23 protein-coding genes are annotated in these 22,800 nt (G+C 47.1%); 1 reads left to right on the top strand and 22 read right to left on the bottom strand.

Annotation, left to right across the window (positions count from 1 at the left end; all coding sequences use genetic code 11):
- From PHU49_01515 to PHU49_01435, 17 genes are all read right to left on the bottom strand, one after another.
- Window positions 1-692, bottom strand: a 692-nt coding sequence (locus PHU49_01515; protein MDD5242670.1) for an ADP-ribosylglycohydrolase family protein, incomplete at its 3' end; no start/stop codon positions are given.
- Between the two features lie 140 nt (window positions 693-832).
- The gene (locus PHU49_01510; GenBank protein ID MDD5242669.1) at window positions 833-1,090 is read right to left on the bottom strand and encodes a SemiSWEET family transporter; all 258 of its coding nucleotides are present in this window, start codon (window positions 1,088-1,090) and stop codon (window positions 833-835) included.
- A gap of 9 nt (window positions 1,091-1,099) precedes the next feature.
- Complete coding sequence (locus PHU49_01505; GenBank protein MDD5242668.1) at window positions 1,100-1,357, bottom strand: hypothetical protein; 258 nt, start codon at window positions 1,355-1,357, stop codon at window positions 1,100-1,102.
- 12 nt (window positions 1,358-1,369) lie between these two features.
- On the bottom strand, window positions 1,370-2,362 hold the full coding sequence (locus tag PHU49_01500; GenBank protein MDD5242667.1) for a hypothetical protein: 993 nt from the start codon (window positions 2,360-2,362) through the stop codon (window positions 1,370-1,372).
- A gap of 242 nt (window positions 2,363-2,604) precedes the next feature.
- Window positions 2,605-3,588 (bottom strand): WYL domain-containing protein, encoded by a 984-nt coding sequence (locus PHU49_01495; GenBank protein MDD5242666.1) that lies wholly within the window; start codon window positions 3,586-3,588, stop codon window positions 2,605-2,607.
- 101 nt (window positions 3,589-3,689) lie between these two features.
- Window positions 3,690-4,385, bottom strand: coding sequence for a CPBP family intramembrane metalloprotease (locus tag PHU49_01490; GenBank protein MDD5242665.1), 696 nt, complete (start codon window positions 4,383-4,385; stop codon window positions 3,690-3,692).
- 58 nt (window positions 4,386-4,443) lie between these two features.
- Window positions 4,444-4,704, bottom strand: a complete 261-nt coding sequence (locus PHU49_01485; protein ID MDD5242664.1) for a hypothetical protein — start codon at window positions 4,702-4,704, stop codon at window positions 4,444-4,446.
- A gap of 469 nt (window positions 4,705-5,173) precedes the next feature.
- Window positions 5,174-6,379, bottom strand: coding sequence for an IS256 family transposase (locus PHU49_01480; GenBank protein MDD5242663.1), 1,206 nt, complete (start codon window positions 6,377-6,379; stop codon window positions 5,174-5,176).
- A gap of 255 nt (window positions 6,380-6,634) precedes the next feature.
- The gene (locus tag PHU49_01475) at window positions 6,635-8,029 is read right to left on the bottom strand and encodes a PD-(D/E)XK nuclease family protein (GenBank protein MDD5242662.1); all 1,395 of its coding nucleotides are present in this window, start codon (window positions 8,027-8,029) and stop codon (window positions 6,635-6,637) included.
- Between the two features lie 60 nt (window positions 8,030-8,089).
- The gene (locus tag PHU49_01470; protein MDD5242661.1) at window positions 8,090-9,415 is read right to left on the bottom strand and encodes a DEAD/DEAH box helicase; all 1,326 of its coding nucleotides are present in this window, start codon (window positions 9,413-9,415) and stop codon (window positions 8,090-8,092) included.
- Window positions 9,416-9,558: 143 nt separating this feature from the next.
- Window positions 9,559-10,272 (bottom strand): hypothetical protein, encoded by a 714-nt coding sequence (locus PHU49_01465; protein ID MDD5242660.1) that lies wholly within the window; start codon window positions 10,270-10,272, stop codon window positions 9,559-9,561.
- A gap of 40 nt (window positions 10,273-10,312) precedes the next feature.
- Entirely contained in the window at window positions 10,313-11,629 is a 1,317-nt protein-coding gene (locus tag PHU49_01460) for an MBL fold metallo-hydrolase (GenBank protein MDD5242659.1), read from the bottom strand.
- Window positions 11,619-12,584, bottom strand: coding sequence for a hypothetical protein (locus PHU49_01455; protein MDD5242658.1), 966 nt, complete (start codon window positions 12,582-12,584; stop codon window positions 11,619-11,621). Before PHU49_01455 ends, PHU49_01460 begins: the two co-directional genes overlap by 11 nt.
- A 317-nt stretch (window positions 12,585-12,901) precedes the next feature.
- Complete coding sequence (locus PHU49_01450) at window positions 12,902-13,804, bottom strand: hypothetical protein (protein MDD5242657.1); 903 nt, start codon at window positions 13,802-13,804, stop codon at window positions 12,902-12,904.
- A 7-nt stretch (window positions 13,805-13,811) separates the two neighbouring features.
- Entirely contained in the window at window positions 13,812-14,750 is a 939-nt protein-coding gene (locus tag PHU49_01445) for a transcriptional regulator (protein ID MDD5242656.1), read from the bottom strand.
- Window positions 14,751-14,808: 58 nt separating this feature from the next.
- Window positions 14,809-17,013: an ATP-binding protein gene (locus PHU49_01440; GenBank protein MDD5242655.1), complete on the bottom strand. Its 2,205-nt coding sequence runs from the start codon at window positions 17,011-17,013 to the stop codon at window positions 14,809-14,811.
- Between the two features lie 337 nt (window positions 17,014-17,350).
- On the bottom strand, window positions 17,351-17,707 hold the full coding sequence (locus PHU49_01435) for a hypothetical protein (GenBank protein ID MDD5242654.1): 357 nt from the start codon (window positions 17,705-17,707) through the stop codon (window positions 17,351-17,353).
- Window positions 17,708-17,932: 225 nt separating this feature from the next.
- Here PHU49_01435 and recQ point away from each other — a divergent pair, with 225 nt between their 5' ends.
- Window positions 17,933-19,903, top strand: a complete 1,971-nt coding sequence (gene recQ / locus PHU49_01430; protein ID MDD5242653.1) for a DNA helicase RecQ — start codon at window positions 17,933-17,935, stop codon at window positions 19,901-19,903.
- A gap of 43 nt (window positions 19,904-19,946) precedes the next feature.
- Here the strand turns inward: recQ and PHU49_01425 are convergent, their stop codons facing one another.
- From PHU49_01425 to PHU49_01405, 5 genes are all read right to left on the bottom strand, one after another.
- Window positions 19,947-20,066, bottom strand: a complete 120-nt coding sequence (locus tag PHU49_01425; protein ID MDD5242652.1) for a helix-turn-helix domain containing protein — start codon at window positions 20,064-20,066, stop codon at window positions 19,947-19,949.
- A 128-nt stretch (window positions 20,067-20,194) separates the two neighbouring features.
- Window positions 20,195-20,572, bottom strand: a complete 378-nt coding sequence (locus PHU49_01420; protein ID MDD5242651.1) for a hypothetical protein — start codon at window positions 20,570-20,572, stop codon at window positions 20,195-20,197.
- Entirely contained in the window at window positions 20,569-20,805 is a 237-nt protein-coding gene (locus tag PHU49_01415) for a DUF6516 family protein (protein ID MDD5242650.1), read from the bottom strand. Before PHU49_01415 ends, PHU49_01420 begins: the two co-directional genes overlap by 4 nt.
- Window positions 20,806-21,041: 236 nt before the next feature.
- Window positions 21,042-21,167, bottom strand: coding sequence for a helix-turn-helix domain containing protein (locus tag PHU49_01410; protein ID MDD5242649.1), 126 nt, complete (start codon window positions 21,165-21,167; stop codon window positions 21,042-21,044).
- 195 nt (window positions 21,168-21,362) lie between these two features.
- Window positions 21,363-22,688, bottom strand: a complete 1,326-nt coding sequence (locus PHU49_01405) for a DEAD/DEAH box helicase (GenBank protein MDD5242648.1) — start codon at window positions 22,686-22,688, stop codon at window positions 21,363-21,365.
- Window positions 22,689-22,800: the final 112 nt, after the last annotated feature.

The following is a 22,800-nucleotide window of genomic DNA, read 5'->3' as shown; positions in this document are numbered from 1 at the left end:
TCTATCTCGTCTTCCGGAAGATTGTCTATATTGCCGGAGAAGAGCCGGGAGAAATGAGAAGACAACTGGCCGCGGAACGGCAGCCTTTCGTAATAGCTTTGCACTACGTATGCCGTTAATTCATATGCCCCGCGAAGAGTTGCTCCTTGCAGTAATGCCTTGACCATGATGCAGTAGAAGGCACATGCTGCCTGGGCGATGTAATGACGATGGGTGAGGGCCGATGCCTTGTGTGCTTGATCGATGATCCTGGGAGGAGTGGATCTCGCGAAATAGATGGCGATTGGCAGGATACGCATCAGGGATCCGTTCCCATTGTCGTGCTCGCTGTCACCGCCTGCCACCTCAGGGGCTGTGCCATTGATCATCCGCTGGATCGAGCTCAACGTTGAATTTCCTATATCGAAGGCAATACCGTTAGGCGTCCAGTATCCATCTTTCAGCCAGCGGATAAAGAACTCTCCCATGCGGGCTGCGTTAAATCCATCAAGAAGGCTTTCTACTGTGCAGAGAATAAGGGAGCTGTCATCCGACCAGGTACCGGGCGGCTGATCGAAGGTCCCGAATCCCCGCATATCCATCACAGGGTCCTTCTTCCGCTCCTCCCTTCCATGGAATTCTACGGGTACACCGAGAGCGTCCCCCGCAATCGCACCCCACAAACCACCTGATACTTTATTTTTATCAAACATTGGCGCTCCTTCTTGCAACCATATATTGTTATTCCCCGATCAGGCTTCATTAATGCAAAGATATCGTCATTGGCAACAATAGCCCGGGGCTCGATCGTCATGCCCTCTTCATCGATGGTCTTTTGCAATCCCTGCCTCCATCACCTGTATTTCAGTATGACACAAATCGTTATCGTTGAGAAGAGGAGCGATAGCCCGCTCGATATGGTCAGCGGCACATCCCGTATTATGAGACCGTGGATGAGCCAGAAGAGGACCCCTGCGGACAGCAAGGACGCGGTCCACAGGGATATGTCCCTGGACTCCTTTAGCTTCACGACACGGATGATCTGGGGAATACCCGAGAAGGTCGTCAGGAGCGCTGCGAGGTAGCCAAATAATATGTATCCGTTCCGCATTGCCTTCCCTCATCCCGCCATGTCATCCGTTACTTTCTTTACCTTGCCATCTTTCATCTCGTACATCAGGCCCCACTGGTTATCGTAGATCCTGTTGCCAAGCACCCAACCCCTGATCACCCCGTTGCTGTCACAGATACTGCCATCCTGCCTGACATGGTAATGGTACCCATTCATATCTGCTTCGGTGATCTCCGGGGCTTGTAATTCACAGACAACGACCCCAAAGAACAAAACACATAAGATTAAAAACATACTTCTTTTCATGGTATCACCCCTTTAATGCGTCCGGTATCCTCTCCGTCTCCTGAACCCTGACATGTTGCCTATCCTCTCACTATCGACAATACTGAAGAACGCCATGTGAATAACCTTCTCGCTGAATACCAACGCTGAACCGACTATTGACTGCCCTTCATAGCGGTAATCCCAACCATGCCCCAGGGATTCGTAGCGCTCCTCCTTACAGGCCTGGACAGCACCGAGAAAGGCCTTTGCGTCTCCTACGGATGGCTTGTAATTTCCTTCAGCCTTCCTCCGCTCCAGGTAGGCATCCATGGCATAGCTCTTGATGAGTTTCGTATGCAGTACGGCATATGCCGATTCGAGGGATACCATATCGAATCCGGCAACCCTTCCGTTGACAAACACGATCAGCCCTCTTTGGCCGGGTACATGCGGAAATGCCTTCATATATTCGCCCATATCATCTTCTTTTTCCTGGAAGACATCCTTCATTGCGCCGGTAGACGAACGGACACCGGCATCTACCTCCATCCTCGCGATATCATCCCAGACCTGTCCCTGATTTGCCCGGTAGGCGCGGGGAGCGGACTTAAGATTATCTGTAACCGTTCTCGCCTTCTCTCTCCTGATCTTCTGTGCCATTATGATCCCCGAGTCCGCGAATTCATGGGATGTGTAGGACCACCTCCCCTGCTCGGTACAGCTCACAGGGATGATTGTTTCCGAATGTTCCTTGAGAAGGATCGTCGTATTGAGGACCCTGTTCTGCTTTGCCCCCGAGAGTTCCTCGCCGTCGAGGAGAAGGACGGGGATATCCGCGTTGTTCGCTGCCATCAGTTCAGGCACCGTGCCGCCGTGGCTTATTTCGGTAATAACAAGGAGCCTCCTCTCAAGCGCTTCTTTAAGTGTTAAATACTGCGGACTTCCGTCCATCGGAATAGAGACCGGGAAGACCGCCATATTTTTAAACTGCTGAATCCCCTGCAGCTCCAGGTTTGCCAGGTAGTTTGTTACGGTTGTTTCCATATGATACCCTCCTTTTTTACTCGCCCCTCCCGGGCTTTTACGTCTTACAGTTGTTGGAAAGGCTTGAAGAGTGCTACCCTGCGTCGATGATGAAGCTCATGTCACACAAAACCTTCTCCCCATGGTCAGTTTCATCATTTTCCACCATGTGTTCCCCCTTTCGGAAACAGTATAGGACTCGTCAATGACAGCAGTATGTCAGTGGGGAAAAGGGACTAAAATAAATCGTTGCGGATTAGGAGTTACGGGTTTTGGTTGTGGTCCTTGGTTGCCTGCGTGAGTTCCTTATGGATCTCTTTCCTGAACCATTTGGGCTTTATGACTTCAATATTCGGGAGCCAGGAATAGATCCATTTCTTTATCTCATAGATACCTGCAACGGTGAATGTGAGCTCGACACCGCCATCAGGAAGTATCTTCCGCTTCTCTGAAGGGTGCCACTTCTCTTTCCTGACAATATAATCAGTGACATCCTGTTTGAACCTGACGACGACTGTCACCTCTTCGCCGTCAATAACACCCCAGCTATGGGAAAGATATTCCTCAAGGTCAAAATCCACGCGGGGGATAAAGCAGTAATCCTGCTCGCTGCATTTTATGATCCTGTCGAGGGCAAAGCTCCTGATCTCTTTCCGCAGGTGGCAGTAGCCTATAAGGAGCCATACCCCCTCGTAAAAAACCATACCGTAAGGGTCTACTCTCCTGTCGGTAATATCCTTTGAACGGTGTGCCCTGTACGTGATCTGGACAGGGTGTCTTTCGCTGATACAGCTTGAGATGATCTTGAGTGAATCACCGATCTTATCACCCTGCACCATATCGGGAACCTTGACGATAATGGGTAGTTTGCCTTTTCTGGCTGTTTTCTCCGTGACCAGGAACATTCGTTCGATAAGCCTTTTGAAGCTTTCCTGGAAGGTAGTCCCGAGATGTGACACGGCCTCGCCTGCTGTCAGGAGCGTAATAAGTTCTTCATCGGACAGGATAAGCTTTTTGAGGCGGTCGCCGTTTATGAACGTGTAGCCTTCCCTATCCCTGTCATACCCTATGAGATCAATGCTGCCTATCATGGAGAGGTAACGATAGATGCTCCTCTCGGATACGCGGTAGCGTTCCGCGAGGTACCCTACTGACGGAAATTTCTTTTGTGCTATGATCGAGTAGATCTCAAGGAGCCTGACTACTTTCTCTGAGATACCGGTTGATTTTACTCTCTTCTGAATCATTCCCCCTTCCCATGTACATTCTCCTGTAATAAGGCATTTTTTTCAATAAATTTATTGATAGGACTCTATACACAACGAACCGGCGCTTTTTCGTGTCCCTCTTAAACAAATTTGAATATTGATTTTGTCACAACTCCGGAGAAATCGATGAAGTTGATCACAAAATGCGCTAACATGATAGGGGGCAGCGCACGTGTTTTCAGGTACACAATCATAAACACGGCACCGATAATCGAAGTGATCAGGACGGCGTGCAGACCCAGGCTCCAGTGGGCGAGACCAAAAGCGACAGAGGAAATTGCCACGATTGCAGACGAACTCTCCGTGAACCTGCTGAGAAATGTATACATGTAACCGCGAAAAACGAGTTCCTCAACTATCCCTACCAGAAGCAGCCCCAACGTCAGGTCAATCCAATTCCAGGCATTGCTCCTGATGACCGGCATGCCGCCAAGAGACGAGTAGCCCGGAAGTGTTGTCATCAACTGATACCCATTTTGATCTATAACCGTGCCAACAAGTGCCGCAATCAGAAAGACAAGGAGAAATGACGGCAAACTCTGGGTCGTGAGCCCAAACTCTGCCGGCAGCATTTTCCTGCTGCGGATCAACGACAGCGTGATCACGACAGGAGCAAGTTTCACGCACACATAGTCTGCAAACAGCCACAAACGCCAGTCTTTAATAAAGATATTCGCAAAATCGTTCAGGTAAAACGGGCCAATCAACAGGACGAGAACCAGTATATACAATCCGGTTGTCCCCCGCTGTTCTATTATCTCGAATGATTTAGACATTCTTCCCAGGGACTGCCGTGAAGCCCGACAAGTTAATAAGCGTCCCTCCCGTATCCCACTACTTCTTCTTCGAGAGAGCCTTGCTTTCACCAAAGGGGTACACGGGAAATGTCTCAAATATCATGATATCTACCCATGCAGCCCTGCTCTGAATAAGCCCTTTCTCGTCGGTATCCACGACATTGATTACCCTGCACCCCTGGAGATCAAAAAACTCACAAATCACTTTGACGCCTTTCGGCCATTTCCATTTTGCCCTTCTCTTCTCAACTTCCCTTTCGTCTTCCGGCGCCCACGTACAGATATTCATAAAGAACATAGCGGCCTCCTTTCGATGAATTTATGTCTTCTATTATAAGTATAGCACGAACTAATGGATTTTAGGCATTGTGCACGTCTTTGTGCTTGACGTTCTTTTTCATAGGTGACCCCAATGGTTTCCTTGATCCGGTTATGGAAGGAAAGGAGGGAGGGGTGCCAGTGACACCGGGCATAAAAACGGGTTTTGAGGAAACCCCAAAACCCGCGTCGTTGTTGGTTGCGGGGACCGGATTTGAACCAGTGACCTTCGGGTTATGAGCTAAAAAAGGGCACTTTTTAACAGATGGGCCTCCTGCCTATGTTTTTTACATAAACCTTTTATTACCAAGGGTTTACACTATTCTATCCGTTACGTTATTTTCTACCCGTTATGGTCCATTTGGATATTTTCTATGACACTTTTGTGACGATAGTGTCAAGAATCTTTCGCACTTTTCATAGCAACCTCATCTCATGGTGGTTACGCTTTATCGTGTTGCCTCTGCTGCCTCCTCCTCAAGCTGGTCCATCTTCAGGTATTGGTTCATCCCCCATTTCGTCCCTGCGATATGACGTAAGCGGGCCGCCACAAGCATGAGCGCCGAGTTGCCGTCAGGGAAGGATCCGACGACCCGTGTGCGCCGCCTGATCTCCTTCATGATCCGCTCAAGGGGATTGTTCGTCCTGATCTTCCTCCAGTGCTCCCGGGGGAACCCATAGTAGGAGAGTGTCTCTTTGATCCCTTCATTTACCATATCCGCCGCCCTGCCAAGCTTCATGCCCTGAAGCTTCTTCACCACTGCCGCCGCTTTTTCCTGTGCCTCCTTTGCATCCTCCTGGGCGTGGATCGCCTTCAGCATGACGGCCACTTCCCGTACCTTCCCTCTGGGGACCATGGTGAATACGTTCCGGTAGAAGTGGACGATGCATCGCTGCCATGAGGCGTCAGGATAGCACTCCCCCAAGCTCTCGACAAGACCGAGACATTTATCGGAGATGACAAGCTCCACTCCTTTGAGCCCTCTTGCCTTCAGATACCGTAAAAAGGAGGTCCAGCTCTCCTTGTCTTCCTTTGCTCCCTCGGCTACTCCCAGGATCTCCCGGTAGCCTTCCTTACTGACCCCGATCGCCACTAATACCGATACGTTCTTTACCTCTCCTCCCCAACTCCTCTTCAGCAAGATCCCGTCGAGGTAGACATAGGGGTGGCTGCCCCCGATCGGTCTTTTTCTCCAGTCCTCAATGGTGGTGTATATCCTGGCGTTGAGATGGGAGATGGTGCCGGGACTCACCTTGCTGCCCCAAAGGGCCTCGGTGATGTCCTCCACCCTTCGGACCGATACCCCTGCCAGGTACATCTCAACGAGTGCCTCTTCCACGGAGGACTCTCTCCTTCGGTACCGCTCAATGATCGCTGTCTCAAAGGGCAATGTTCTTAGCTTCGGCATCCTGATGTCCACTTCCCCTGCCTTGGTCTGAAGTGTGCGGGTGTAGTGTCCCGCCCTCCTGTCTTTCCGTCCTTCTGTCCGCTCATACCTGCGTGCACTGCACAGACGTGCCGCTTCTTCATCCAGGAGCGCGTTCAATGTCTCCTGTACCGTTCCCCTGACGATCTCTCCCAGATGCTCCTTTACCTGCTCCTCATTGATCTGGATTATTTTGCTTCCTTTTGTGCTACACTGTTTTTGGGTCATGGTGTACTTCCTTCTGGCTTTTGTGATGGTGATGCTTTACATTACCAGATTCGAGGTCGCCATGGCTCAATTGTGCGAAAAATATTTTACGTTATCTTTGTGACACTTGGAAGATTTAATATTGTACTAATTTAAATACAGACCAATTTAAGGCTTTATCCTTGAAGTGCGAATTGGCGGCGACTTCCTGTTCTCCACTGAATCTAGGTTGCCTTCGTCACTGTTAAGTCTCAACAAGTTCAATTGCGATATTTATTACGGTGAGTTCAATTGTCCTATTTTGTCATTATCTTTTCTAAGTTTAGCCGCTTCATCAATTGCTTCTTCAAGATTCGTTTTTTTCATAAGAGATAATAAATCCTCCAACCGAATTACACAATCATCAACAAGTGTTTTGAAATATTCTGATTCCGTGAAATATTCTGATTCCGTGTGGAGTATTTTTCTATAATTTTCTGGAATCCAATGAAAAGGATTGGGTTGCTTTAGAAGCAGCCACCAATAGTCATCTCTTGGGTATTTATGCATCCCCTTCAAATCCTTGATTATACTTATTATCGGTTGTTCTTCATTGACCAATTGTTGGGGGTCATAATTATCTCTAACCAGCCCTGAACCATCATTGTCCCACAGGCAAAAAGAGTAGAGCCCAATCCCGGATTTATGAGGCCTCCAAAAATCTTTAAATAGAAAACAATTTTTGTCATTCCTATGGTTATAAACAAAAATCCAATTCTTTTCATCAAGCATGAATCTTTCATATATTCTTTGCTTGATTGTGTTAAAAAATGTATCTCTTAGTGGCTGCATGATATTGTCATAGTTTTCATAAATGTCAATTGCGATTTTATATCTTTCTGGCTTTTTAATCACGCTTTTCAGTATATCGGTCTTTTCTGTATCCATGCCCCCTCCTATGAAACAATTTAAGCTTTTCATATCTCTTAAGAAATATTTATATTTCTCCGACTTACAGCAATCTATGCAACTGTCAAGCCATTCTCTAATATCCTCTCTGTAGGACATGGTTATAAAATGTCCTTGTTTTCTCAATTCTTCTCTACATTTCTCACAGATTGAATTTTTATCTGGATTATTTCCATCAGGAGTTAAATATATGAACAAATAATCTGGACAACTTCGATTCTCAATCTCATTTATATAGTCTGCTACTTGATTAGGCTGATCTACTGCTGTTCCAATCTTATTTTCAATTGCCAATATAAATCCGTCTAAAAATTCAATATAAATATCTATTCGTCTATATTCTTCAGTGCTTTCTTCTCTCTGAATCTTTCTTAAGAAACTGAAATTATTTTTTATGCACTTACCTGTTTTTTCCTCAATAAGCTGTAAAAATTTATCTAAAAAAACTTCTTTTTGACCGTGTGTCCCTGTGGGACTGAGCATATCGGCGATAATATTAGAAAAATCATTTTCATTATACTTCAAAAATTCAAATACATTAAAATCGCAAGACAATCTCAATCTTTTTTCTTCTCTATTCTTTTCATATTCCTTTATTTTTGGCTTCAATGCTTCAAATAAATATTTTACTGACTCTTGATAAGAATTATTTTTTATCGAATATTTATGATAAATTTCGGCCAGCAAAGTTTCGGCTACTTCTTTATAAGCTATCTGTTCCATTCTGGTTAATACCTTGTTCATATGACAAGTTTTATAATAAATCTTATTAGTCTTCTTATTTTATAGCAATGTTTTTTTGAAAAAATGGACAATCCTCCCGTCCACCCGTATGTCCGACAGTCTCAACAGCCTCTCCAGTGTGATGCCTTTCAAAGACCTGCAGCGGCTTAGGGCCACGTATGCCTGACCGTGAGCGAAGGCGCCTCTCCCAAGGTCAATATGGACCCTGTCAAATGTTGCTCCCTGGCTCTTATGAATTGTTATGGCCCAAGCCAGTTTCAAGGGGTACTGCGTAAAAGTGCCCACCACATCTGCGATGATGTTGCCGGTCTCATAGTCGAATCGGTAACGGATCACCTCCCACGTCTCCTTCTCCACGGGGTAAACCGTGACACGATTATTGCGGTTAATTCCGACCTCGATCATGTTGTAATCGACCGTGACAACAGTGCCGATATCTCCGTTGACCCATCTTTTCTTCATGTCGTTCTTCACGAAAAGCACCTGTGCATCTTTCTTTAATCTCAGGACAAGGTCGGCAGGAAATTCTTTCTGTCCCTGGAGATATTTCCCTTCCGGAACTCCGTAAAAATTGAATTCGTTATGGGGAAGTTCTGCTAGTTTTGCATTATTTATCGTTAATGCCCTGTCATTGGTGGTCGTCAGAGTGACCAGGTTTGGCTCCGACTGAGATGGTAGACCGTGCCGTTCGTTGATCTTTGCGATCAGGGCATTGTCTGCACGACCTTCGCGGATCGTGTTGAGCATGGTGATGAACCGGCGGTTTTTCTGACGGTATACCTTACCGAGTTCGATGACCTCCATCTTAACCTGGGAAAACACATGGGCATCAAAAAAATAAGGGCTCGCATAGCGAAAACTGAGATACTGTCCTTCGTCGTCACCGGATATTACCGGCGGCAATTGGAAAAGATCTCCAAAGAATATCACCTGCACGCCGCCGAAGGGACTGCGTCTCTCGTTGCGGTTTATGCGGAGGAATTGATCTATGCCGTCCATCAGGTCCGCTCTCACCATGGAAACTTCGTCGATGATCACGGTGTCGAGGGCTTCGTATAGCTCTCGATTCCTCATTGCTCTGATATCGTCGCCGGTAACGATCCGGGGCGGGAAGCCGAAGAAGGAATGGATTGTCTGCCCCCGTACCCGTAAGGCGGCAATACCGGTCGACGCAAGGACAACGACCTTCTTCAAGATATTTTGCACAAAATAAGTAAGGAGCGTCGATTTACCCGTCCCTGCCCTGCCGGTGATAAAAACGCACCGGGCGTTGCCGTTCATGACGGTGAGGGCGCGCTGAAAATCCTCATTGAGATCGAGATCGTAAGGGACATGGATGGTATGGGATCGCTGTGACACCGTCATATTGTTCCTTCGTTTCTTTCCATTATCTCTGTATCATTGGGATCGGAACAACATTGGTATTGTTCTGGTGAAAAATGTCCAACATGTTACTGTATTATTATCTGATGTCGTAGCTTCTCCCATGAAATTTGTGATTCGATGTGCTATTCTCGTTCGACACTTGCCCCTGTATACGTTACAACCTTTCCATCCTCGATCTCGTATACAGATCCATCCAAAGGGGGCCGCAGAGCCCAATGCACACATACAATGTCATCAAGCCATTCGGCATTATTCAGATTATCATGCATCCACGGTTCGCAACCAACCCCTCCCAGCACAAGACAATCCCATGTATGCTTGTAGTGAGCACAATTGGCACAATTGGCGTTTCCCGGCAATCCGTAGTTTTCTCTGACTTCCCGTGCAGAGATCTCAGGCTCTTTCCAGTATACTGTCTCTACGACATAGGCAGGGATTAGATCCTCATCTTCGAAACGAACAGAACGGTGGTAACGTGGGGAACTCTCCATCTCCTGTTGCGATGCCCTGACGCCTGCACATGCAAAAAACCTCGTACAAAAGTCTTTGAATGCGAAAAAATCATTCTCCTTTACCTTTTTCCCGAGGACCCTTTTTGTCTTATCTACCAGTCGTGGATCTGCAAAAAACATGAGCCTGATCTCTACATTGCTGGGGTTGTTATCAAGCTCGAACAGAAATATCTCAAGATGGTTAAAGATACCGAGTGGACCATCATTCTTTTTATATGCATATATTTCGTCATGTGCCGGATAATCCTCATCGTATATGTTTGTGTTCCAGTTGTTTGATTTCAGGGTTTGAAATAACCTTTCCCCGACTTCGGTGATATTCATAGCACCTCCTCAATGCCATTCAAAACTATTCCATGCGAACCTATATGGAGATCTCCTGTCCGTCTTCGACATTGAGCACATTGGCAGCAAATTTCTTGTAATGTTCAGGGAAAAATGTGTGAATGGGAATGATCGTCTCCGGTCTAATGGTATCAACAACTTTCTTGAGCGTCATCATGCCTGCGTGGCCACTTGTGTGGAGCTGGATGATGTTCACGTCCTGGCTTTTGAGAAAATCCATCATCTTTTTCATGGGTGTTTCATCAAAATAGCCCTGCCACTGGGAGTATATTACTGTCGCACCCTGGATCCCTTGCAGTCGTTTCAAGTCTCCGAGCATAGAAGGCCTTACCAGCATGACAACCTTTTGCGGATTCTCGGCGATCTCGCTTCGTTCTATCTTGTAGTCCTTAAATACGTACATCAATTCTTTCTTACCCGTGCGTGCGAGAAGATCACACAGTCGCTTTGGAAAAAAGACTTTTAACTCGGGGAAATTGTGAGATGGATAAGGGATTCTGGGGGATCTCGAGGTGTTCTTGAGGGTACGAAGGACATGTGCAGTATAGAGGTCAACAACAAACAGGTGTCCTGTTCTACGTGCTGCCTTGAAACATGTCACGATCCTGTCGATGTTCTGTGATGACTGGAATACGAGGGTCATTGCATTGTTTTCCACGATATGTTCGATCAGCTCTTCTTCGAGTTCAGGTTCCGTTTTCATGTTCCGGTCAACCTGCCCCACCATGGTTCCTTCCAGTAAAAGGGCGTCAACCTCCCTTGGAGCATTTTCCAAAAACCATTTGAATGCTTTTCCTTTTCTCCCATGCTCCCTGAAATCACCCGAATAGATAATCCTGCGGTCTTTGCTTTCGATAAGAAATGCTAGGGCGTCAAAGGCAGAATGATCCATCAGGTAAGGTATAACCATGAAGGTTTTGATGCGTGCAGGTTTTCCACTCTCAAGAATGATAGGATTCTTTATCGGCTTGCCCCTTCCAAAGAAGCTCTTGTTTAACTCAATTATTTGGTGTGTCCCTTCGCTGAGGAAGCATCGTATATCATCCCGCATGTAATCCATAAAGCCGTAATGGTCTGCATGTGCGTGGGAAATGAGAAGTCCATCGATAGGTCTGCTGACGGTATCCCATTCGTACAAACCCTTGATGTCAGGAAGGACCTTCCTCTCAACAAGTTCAGGACCTGATAAATCCCTGAATGCCTTCATCTCAAACTTCTCTTTTTCTCGTGTAACAAGGGGCATTCCGATATCGATGACAATCCGCGTGCCGGAATCTTTTATCTCAACGCAGGAACCACCTATTTCGTGTGTGCCACGGTGGATCTTAAGTTTCATTTCTTGATATTGCTTTAAATTGATTTATCTGAAAGGTTTTATCATCATAATAAGCGACAAAATATTTTATTGAATCTTTGCCTATTTTGATTGGTTCAGATTTAATAAAGTTTCTAATCTTATCTTCAAACTTTTGTTTTTGATTTTCTGCTATAGAGACAACAACAACCGCTTCGAACTCTAAGTTAGTAGGGATTTCTCTCGTCTCAGAAAAAATTAGTTTGAACCATTCAGGGCCAAGTTTAGAACGTAACATAAAATCCAGCACAACTGCATATATGTATACCTGCTCGACAACATGCGCTAATACATGAGGTTTTTTAAGTTCCCATACAGAAATGCGTAATCTGTTATCCTCCCCTATTCGTCTTGCAAGAATATCAATATTACCCCTTGTTGCTGTTGGGTCGCCACTACTTGCAGAAATTGGCAGCGGAAACTGAAATGGCATCTTTTCTAATAAAACAGGTTGAATTTTTGAAAGCTTGCCAGAAAACTTTTTTGATGATTTTTTTGACATTTCTTTTATTATGCTGGACTCAACTCGGTGTTCCGGGACTCTTGGTTTGCACTCATCGGAAGATAGTTTCTTAAAGTGTTCTCTAAATTCCTTTGCATCATTGCCAACCCAGGGATACTCGCCGGCTTTTGTTAGGCACTTAAAATCTCTCTTGTTTGTTTTTTCCTTATTTTGATTAATTTTTAAGGATGCTTCATCCCTTTTTACTCTTAATACAGCAACCTCTTGTCCACAAAACCTAATCGAAAATTCTATCGGTTTTGTTTTTGACACCGAAATATAAACCCTAAGAGGGTTCCATTCATGGAATTTTGCCCTTTTTGATCTTACCAATTGTTTACTCTTATAAATTTGCGATAACCACCTCTCCATATCATTTTCAAACTTCCTCTCATTATTTTCCCAAACTTCTTTTGTTTTATCGTATATACTCATTTACCCTCCCTTTTATTAATAATTTGTACTATTAATAACATTTCATCGTTTAATTATTTCATATATTGGTTCTGGATTTCCTGCCAAAACAGCAGAATTATCAATCCCATACACAACCCCCGGTTTCAGATCATTGAGCAAGGGCCACTTTTTTCGTGCTTCCGTATGGGACTGCTCTGGGAACCTGAAGGCTCTGCATAGGATAAAAGGGCTTATCTCAATCCCGAAGATATCGCACGTTCCTAGTGTCAGTCGGTTGTACGTGCAATACGCAAAACAGATATGCCCGCCGTTTGGTATATGTACCCCTTGCTTCATTATATAATACCGACAAGAACTTTCAAGGCAGAAAACTCTTCTTTGATTGTTTCAACCAGGGATCCAAACTTTTTGTTCTCCCCGCATGTGCCGCCATCCTCTATGTTTTTAATAAACGAGGATATTTCTTCAAGATCGACAAGGCTGGTAGTATGAATAGTATGACCGTCTTTCTGAATGATGTAGCTATCATCCTCTCTCCTCGTATACGGTATAAGGGACTTTACCAGCTTGAGGAACCTCAATAATGACTGGGCGGCCAAGAGATATTCCCCGCATTGCCGGAATATATTTGCAAGCATAAACAGGTCCCCATAACATGCTATGTCATCTTCTCTAAGCAGTTTGCTCACGTGCAGGCAGTCTCTTAACGCATCATCAATCAGTCCGAGCGACACAAAGAACCCTGCCCTGTTGAGGAAATGCGTGGGATCGCCCGGGTCTATGTCGCATGCCCTGTTATAATCCATCTGTGCCTCAAGGTACCGCCCTAACCCTGCCCTCGCATTCGCACGGTTGTTGAACTCCCATGCCATCGCACAGTCATCATCCGCGCTTTCAGCAAGGAACTTTCTGTATGACAAAGCGACGTATTCTTCATGTATCAAGCGGACAGACTCGTGGGCTAACGGCTGCGTGATGGCAGCTTGCGGCATGTTCCGCAAGATCTCTTCGGCCTCTTCGTCGGTTAGCTCATCATCGAGGTCACCGGGCTCCAGCCCAGGCTCTCTATCGATTATTATTTTGTTCGCTGTATCAAGGACCAGCATGATAAAATCCGCATTCATCGTAAACCCTGTGGCAGAGCATTCCGGGTGATGTTGGTGTATGTAATTGATGATCTCTATTTCGATCGGTTTTACGTCTTCTTTCCTAGCAGCCTCTTTTTGATTATTTTTCATAGAGTCCTCAACGGCCTTTTATCCCGTGCTTTTTCATCGCCTCGATAAGGTCTGCCTTCAGGGCAGTTCGCAGTTCCCTGGGCGCAACAATCTCCACATACGGCAGCCAACGGTAGATCCATGGTCTGATACCTGCAATGCCGTTGACCATAAACCTCACCTCAAGCCTTCCGTCTGCCAGTTCCTTTTCCTTCTGGCTTTTGTGCCATTTCTTCCTCCTGATGAAGGGCCTGGCATCTTCGTCAAACTTCAGGACGACTTCAACCGGTTCCCCATCCACGAACGCCCCGAATGCCCCTGCCAGCTCATCCTCGGGCGAGATCGATTCGGGCACAAAATGTTCATCGAGGAGACTCAGGGAAGCGATTCTGTCGAGGGCAAAGGTTCTCATGCCCTCTTCCAGTTGGTAAAATCCCCTGAGATACCAGAAGCCGTCACGGAAAAAGAGGTAATAAGGGTCTACCTTGCTCTCTGTCGGTTGATCGGCATACACCGCCTTATAGACGAGTATCACTCTCTGGTAATTGATAATTGCCTGATGTATTGCGGTAAGATGTTGTTCTAACCCGGCAGGCAGGGGTTCTGCTGTGAGGACAATATGCTTCAGGGCATTCGCCTTTTTGATCGAGAGCTTGTCCTCGATGTCAGCAAGGTTTTTCTCCATACCGGGACCAAACCCGACAAACAGCTTCTTTGCGAGGGCAAAGGCAAGGGTCTCTTCGATGGAAAGGGCGGGCTTTTTGAGTGCATACCCTTCGCTAAAGACGTAGCTTCCGATCTTCCTGTCGTACTCGACCGGGAACCCCGCCACGAGCAATGTGCTCATATAGCGGTGTATGGTCCTTTCGGTCACCTCAAGGGCCTCCATGAGGGACTGGACGGTCACCTTTTCCCCGCTGTCGATCTTATTGAGAATGATGGTCAAAGAATCAAACTTGTAGGACATTACAGACCCCCCTTTTGTTATCTTCTTCATATTATCACACGCGACTGACAACACTATGTCAGTGTGCTAAAAAACCTATTTTCTTTGTTGCTGCCTTATGGCTCGCTTCAACCGTCAATGACAGGATCAACCTCTTATGGGTGATATTGGCTGGCTCTTCAAGTGAAAACTGGTCTCTGACAACGGCAAAATCGCCGGGCGTGAGGTTGGGTATCTCCGCTATCGCGAGCATCTCCTTTCTGTCGGGACCACCGTTCGTTCTCGCAAGGGGGCTCAATATCGCGTTATAGAAGTGCAGGTTGCCCTCCGGGGTAAGAGGGCGGAACTCGATCTTGAACTTGAACCGCCTGATCGCCGCGTTGTCAAGCCCTTCGATCTCGTTCGTCGCGAAGACCGCGATGCCCGTATAGTTATCAAGCTGCGCGAGCATCTCATTCGTGAAGGTCTTCTCCCATGAATTGCGCGCGTCCCTCCGCGGGAAAAGGAAGCTGTCCGCCTCGTCGAAAAATAGTATATCACCGCTGCCTTGGGCCTCATGGAATGCCTCGGCAATGTTCTTCTCCGTTTGCCCCACCCACATCGACTCGATCTCGCTGCACCGCCTTATGACCACCTCTTTGCCGAGCGCCTCCCCCAGGTAGTATACAAACTCCGTTTTGCCCGTACCCGGCAGTCCGTGGAGGAGGAGTGTGAGAGACCGCGCCACATTCCCTCCCGTGCCGTTCTTTCCGCTTACGTACCTCTTTGCCACCGCGATGATACCTTCAAGGTCGTGCGAGGTGTTAAGCCCTTCCAGGGAATATGACGCGAGATCTCTTTTCTTGCCGTGAGGTTGTCTTTTCATCGTCATGACCTTCTCATGATTGGACAGGATCGTCTTGAGCTCCGGGATCAATCTGTCCTTTTGAGTCGCGCTGCAGGCTTGGAGCATATCGATCGCCTTCACGATGCCGTCGGCGTTCACTGAATAGCTGTCGCAGAGGTTGCGGAGATCATCCTCGGTAAAATATTCCGCAAAGCCGTGTCTCGTTAACTCGGACCTGAGCACTCTCAGGCGGCTGTTTTTATTAAGGGTCTTGAATTCCAGGGCAAAGGAGAAGCGCCTCATAGTAGACGGGTCGATCTCACTCAGGCGGTTAGTGATCCAGATGATCTTCTGGTCATGGGTCTCAAGAAAATTATTGATCCAGCTTTTATTGGTCTGACTCTTGAAGAAGAAAGAATTATAGGTATTCAGAAGATTGTCGGCCTCGTCAACAAGGACCAGCGGTTTATCGCTGCCGGTAAAATTAATCGTAGCGTAGATAGCCTGGATCCTGTCCTTATGATTATCATCTTTGGGGGTTTTAACTGTCAGCAGCTCCTTGCCGTAATGCTTCGCGAGGCTTTGCGCAAATGAGGTCTTCCCTGTGCCGGGCGGACCATAGAGGAGGATATTGTGGGGCTTTTCGGTCTGGATCAGCTTCTCGACGATGAGGAGTTCGTCTGCCGGCAGGTCGAAATCGGCCGGGCTCAGGATCGTTCTATTTTCTTTCGTGAAAAAATCGAACGCCAGGTCCCTATCACCTAAACCGGACAGATAGTTTACACACCAATCCTCAAGATCAAAGGTGCGGTTGGACCAGAACTTCAACACATTCATATCAAAAAGGCGGTAATTTCCAAAAACCTCAGAGATTGAGGCCTTGCTGATCCCTAAAATCGCATCACCATGGCTCTTGAAAACCGAACTGTCAGTAAAGTCAATGAGCCTGTTATTGTTCGATAGCCCGTCACAAAGGAACTGGCAGGCGTTTATGAGATAACGTAAGCTGATGACAGCCATCTCCGCGGAAGAAAGCCTGAAGGTTTCCTGGAGTATATCGAAGCGCTTATCCATTTCTGATGGTTTTTGCTTTGAGAGCTGTTCAAACCTTTCCGACAGAATAGGCAGTGCGTCCTCTTTCAGGAACAGCTGCTGGACGTTAACCGGCAGCAATTTTTGGGACAATCTCTCGTATTCCTGGCTTTCCCAACCGGCGAGATCGTTGAGGACATCCTGGGTGATAAGGTCAGGATGTTTCTCGTGCAGGACGGTGAGGGCTGATGTGCCAATAAATGTGCATACCATCGCAAAGAGCTTCTGTGGTTTAAAAGAGTAGAATTTGGACCTGATAAGATTTATAAGGTACTTGCATATCTTCTTTTCCTCAAAGTGCGAGTTGAATATGTACTCCGAGCAAAACCCGGATGCCGATCTTCTCCTCGATGTCCTTCTGGCCATATGCACCTCCGTCAAAAGGTTTTTGTCATAATAGTTGAGCATACACCACCTACCCTGACAGCATTTGGTCAGTCATGAAAATATTTATTGGAAGGTATGGTGCAGACAAGCGTTACAGAGAAAATTGACGATTAACTATCTTCTTTATAAAGAATCATCACAGGTCCCCCTCCTGCAGTACCCTACCGAATCCGTTCTCCTCGAGGTACTAGTAGGTGAAGTGCTTTGACAGCCAGCTCGCGGCCTTCTCTTCTGCCAACGGCTGGTAGCAGAAGGTATAGATAACCGGTATATCGTATCGGGCTTCCACGCATCGGGCGGGCCGGGTTAATGTCTCTCACATCCTGAAGAATCGTGGCCGATACAGTATGACGGTCGTTATAAGGTCTGAGAGCGTTTTCCTTTCCAGCGCAAGGAGATCCTCCATGCCCTCCACGCTGTAATCACCGGCTTCGAGCTTTTGTCTTCTTTCTCCCGCGATCCAGTTCGGGAAATCGCTGAAGCTGAGGGGATCCCTCTCTCGCGTGTCCACAAGGACTATCGGCTTGGGGATCTGCCGCGTGATGCTGCGGCCGCCCCTCTTCACGATCAAGCGCCTCGAAGGCGGAGGGACCGGTTTGAATTCAGGAACCCGGTTCCTTGTATCATCATCAATAATATCGTTATCTGTCTTAAACTCATCCTTCTTTCCCATCTCATACCCCCGTAATTATTTGTTTTTCATGTAATTATTATAGTATAGGCCGCTGACAGCAGGGTGTCAGGGAAAACATGATTGATCTATTTCGCGTGTTCAGGGACTTTAAATAATCGTGTTTTACTACTTATGCTATGACGATTGACATTTGAGGATGCGACCTGATACTATTTCTCGCGGCTTACAATTTCAGCATTATAGTTCTTTCAAGCGAGGTCTTTGATGCAAGAGCCAATCAATGTTCGATCCCCGTATCAGGTTCTGAAAACCTACTTCGGCTACAATAGTTTTCGTCTTCGTCAGGAGGAGATCATAAACCATTTGCTCTCAGGAGGCGATGCTTTCGTGCTTATGCCGACGGGCAGCGGAAAATCGATCTGCTATCAAATCCCCTCTATTATCAGGGACGGCATATGTATAGTGATATCGCCTCTCATTGCCCTTATGCAGGACCAGGTAGACGCCGTGCGCCAACTTGGTATCAAGGCCGGCTTTCTCAATTCCACCCTTGACGGCAGGGCAGCCTACGCTGTTGAAAAGATGGTGATCAACGGCGAACTGGATTTGCTCTATGTTGCTCCTGAACGGCTTGTCACTGAAGGCTTTCTGCGCTTGCTGAACTCGGCAAAAATATGCCTCTTCGCAATTGACGAAGCTCACTGCGTATCCCAATGGGGGCATGATTTCAGGCCGGAGTATCTTCAGCTTGATATCCTTGCCGACATGTTTCCCAAGGTACCGCGCATTGCCCTTACAGCAACGGCTGACGCGATCACGAGAAGAGATATCATCGATAAGCTAAAGCTTGGCAATGCCAAACATTTTATTTCAAGCTTTGACCGTCCGAACATCAATTACAGGGTAGAAGTAAAGCATAATGAAAAAACTCAGTTGCTGGAATTCCTCCGATCGGAACACCCGGGCGAATCCGGCATCATCTATTGCATGACAAGGAAAAAAACAGAAGAGATAGCGAGCTTCTTAGCTGAAATGAACTTGAAAGCCCTTCCATATCATGCCGGCCTTGACAATGGAACAAGGACGAAAAACCAAAAACAGTTTCTTGAAAGCGACGGCACTATTATGGTTGCAACGATAGCGTTCGGCATGGGCATCAACAAGCCGGACATTCGCTTTGTCGCGCATCTTAATCTGCCCAAAACGCTTGAAGGGTATTACCAGGAGACCGGGCGTGCCGGGCGCGACGGTGAAAGCGCAGATGCCTGGATGATCTATAGCCTGGCAGACGTAATAATTCTCCGACAGATGATCGAATCATCCCAGGGAGACGAACAGTTCAAAAATATTCAGCATCGCAAGATGGAAGCGATGCTGGGTTATTGCGAGACCGCGAAGTGCCGCAGGCAGGTCTTGCTTAACTATTTCGATGAAGATTTTGTCGGGCCATGCGGAACATGCGATACGTGCCAGGGAAAGGTTGAGACTTTCGACGGTACGCTTCTGGCCCAAAAGGCACTGTCCTGTGTATATAGAACGGGGCAGATGTTCGGGGCCAACTACCTGATTGATGTCCTTGCAGGGAAAGAGACCGAAAGGATCCGTTCTTTCAGACACGACAAGGTTTCGACATTTGGCATCGGAAAAGAGCTCTCTGCGATGGAGTGGAAGTCTGTGTTCAGGCAACTGGCAGCAGCCGGATTGCTCCAAGTCAACATGGAAAGCAAGGGCGGGTTCAAACTGTCTTCACGGTGCAGGCCTGTCCTCAGAGGCGAGCAAGTCTTCGAATTGAGGAAAGATCCTGTTCCCGTCAGAAAAAAAGCGAAGCAGCGGCGTACAGCATCGGCGCCGGATTCCATTCAGAAAGAAGATGGAACTGCCCGCAAACAATATCACCCTGATCTTTGGGAGCGCCTTCGTTCCTTGCGATCAGAACTGGCACACAAGCTTTCCCTCCCTGCGTATGTAATCTTTCATGACCGTACGCTAAGAGAATTGACCGACGTGCTTCCTGATTCCCTTAAAGAAATGGCAAATATAACCGGCGTGGGGCAGAAAAAGCTCGAAGCCTACGGACAGCAGTTCCTGGAGGTTATAAGGAAATATAAAGAAGAAAACAAATTGCCTCCCAATGCCATCGAACCTGAGAAAGCCGGCCCACCGGACCTCGTAAAAAAAGAAGCACAGAAGGCAGAAATACTTCGGTTGCTCAGAGTCAAGAATAGCAAAACTTAGCAAGCTATACTGACTGTCCCCACGGCCCTTTACCCACGGTTCCTTATGGAGGACATGGCAGTTCGTGGGTCAGATGGACCACCCTTCTCACCGTTGTATAATGAACACCAGGATGATCGGCTATCTCCTTTGCCGGCCTGCCTTCAAATACCTTCTCATTCATTCCGTGTGATTTGCTGGATTGCAAGACCCCAGAGGGGTTCCTTTTCGATGGTAAAACGAAGACGAGCGATTGTCAACAAAAAGGAGCAGGGCTGGCATCACCGGTCTGTTTCACAAAAAGCAATGGTTTCAGACAACCTGTATCTCCAAGAGGATCTTTTCGTAATGCACAATAGGGGTACTGCGCTCTCTGCCTTCTTTTGTTTTTTTCAGATCAACGAGGCCAAGCTCTGCGAGAATCTGGACGTCATTATAGGTGTTCTTGAAGTCTCTCTTGAGGATTTTTGCCAGTTCATACACCGATGAAGGGTGTTCTTTCTTGATAACCTTAAGAATCCTGAGACGGTTCTCCGTGAGTACCCTTCTCATAGCCTCAAGGTTTTCAAAGTACAGACCTTCATGTCTTTTTACCTTACCTCCGCGTCCGGCTCTTTCCCATACAGCATTGGCCTCACTGAATAGCTCTTCATCTGATTTTATTGCAATCTTGATATTCTTAATCTTCATCTCCCACCTTCCCTGGATCGTTGTATATCCTTTTTAAAATCTCTCCATAGCTCCTTTAGACTTTTGAATCTGTATGGATATTCCTTTCCCTTATAATGTCTATGGTCGCCTTTTCCCTCATAATTATCATATCCAACAACACGTTCACCGCCCGCTATATATGCAAAAGAGTATTTCAACCCGTAAGGTTTATCCTTTGTTTTGGGTACCTGCCATATCTTGATCTCTTCCACAGAACCGTCCGCCCTATATTGCTTTACGTGGTATATAAGGCGCGCCGCCATATTGGTGGTATTATACCATATATTGGAAATATGTCAACCTGTTCCCTTTATCGAATAGGCAGGCGAAGGGCGTTCAGGGACGTCGGCAGCTTTCGCGACGAACGTGCTGCCATCGGAGATATGCATGACAGTTGCCGACATTGCGCGTCAGTGCATCTGGTGCATCTGGGGTCATGCATCTGCGGTCAGGTCTTGCAATCATGCATTGTGTCCTCTGCCCTCTTCACCGCCCTGCACACCGTTGTATAATGAACACCAAAATAACCTGCTATCTCCTTTGCCGGCCTGCCTTCGAATGCTTTCTCATTCATTTCGTGTGATTTGCTGGATTGCAGGACCCCAGAGGGGTTCCCGGGTAGCTCAGTTTCTCAACATGACGCCGCCTGCTGTAGGCTATGCTGTGGAACGAGGTGAGAGAATTGTCAGTGAGAAAGGCTATATGTTATGAGTTATTTACTTATTTACGGTCGTCCCCCGTTCCCTGACATTGTCTAATACCGGTGACGCTAACGATTTAACGCATTATTAAAAAAATGCACTATCCTCCCATCCACCCGTATATCCGATAACCTAAACGGCCTCTCCAGGGTCATACCTTTAAAAGACCGGCAGCGGCTTAGCGCCACGTATGCCTGACCGTGGGCGAAGGTACCCCTGCCGAAGTCTATATGGACCCTGTCAAATGTCGCTCCCTGGCTCTTGTGGATGGTTATCGCCCAGGCCAATTTCAACGGGTACTGGGTAAATTTTCCCACAACGTCCGCGACGATGTTGCCGGTCTCATGGTCGAACCGGTAACGGATCACCTCCCACGTCTCCTTCTCCACGGGGTAAACCGTGACACGATTATTGCGGTTAATTCCGACCTCGATCATGTTGTAATCGACCGTGACAACAGTGCCGATATCTCCGTTGACCCACCGTTTCTTCATATCGTTCTTTACGAAAAGCACCTGCGCATCTTTCTTCAATCTCAGGACAAGGTCAGCAGGAAATTCTTTCTGCCCCTGGAAATATTCCCCTTCCGGAACACCGTAAAAATTAAATTCGTTGTGGGGAAGTTCTGCCAGCTTTGCATTATTTATCGTTAATGCTCTGTCATTGGTAGTTGTTAAGGTGACAAGATCGGATGCAGGAGGAGGTGGAGGACCGTGCCGCTCGTTGATCTTTGCGATCAGAGCACTGTCTGCGCGACCTTCACGGATCGTATTGAGCATAGTGATGAACCGGCGGTTTTTCTGACGGTATACCTTCCTGAGCTCAACGACATCCATATTAACCTGAGAAAACACATGGGCATCAAAGAAGTAAGGACTCGCATAGCGAAAACTGAGATACTGTCCTTCACTGTCACCGGATATTACCGGCGGCAACTGGAAAAGATCTCCAAAAAATATCATCTGCACGCCGCCGAAGGGACTGCGTCTCTCGTTGCGGTTTATGCGGAGGAATTGATCTATGCCGTCCATCAGATCCGCTCTCACCATGGAAACTTCATCGATGATCACAGTGTCAAGGGTTTCATACAACTCACGATTTCTCATCGCCTTGATATCTTCACCGGTAATGATCCGGGGTGGGAAGCCAAAGAAGGAATGGATAGTCTGCCCCCGTACCCGTAAGGCGGCAACACCGGTTGACGCCAGGACAACCACCTTCTTTAAGGTCTTTTGTATAAAATAGGTGAGGAGAGTCGATTTACCCGTCCCTGCCCTGCCGGTGATAAAGATACACCGGGCATTGCTGTTCATGATGTTAAGGGCACGCTGAAAATCCTCATTGACATCGAGGTTATCGGGGACATGGATGCTATGGGACCGCTGCTCATTCATTTGTTTTTCGATGTATGTTTACGGATCACCCTATTGAGATCGGTGAGAAGATCTTCCCGCAGTTCCAGAGGAGCAATGATCTCGACATGGGGCAGAAAACCACAGAGCCTTG

Source organism: Syntrophorhabdaceae bacterium, from assembly GCA_028713955.1.
In the GTDB taxonomy this organism is placed as follows: domain Bacteria; phylum Desulfobacterota; class Syntrophorhabdia; order Syntrophorhabdales; family Syntrophorhabdaceae; genus UBA5609.
Note: the sequence above shows the minus strand (reverse complement) of the source record. Positions and strands in the feature narration are given on the sequence as shown.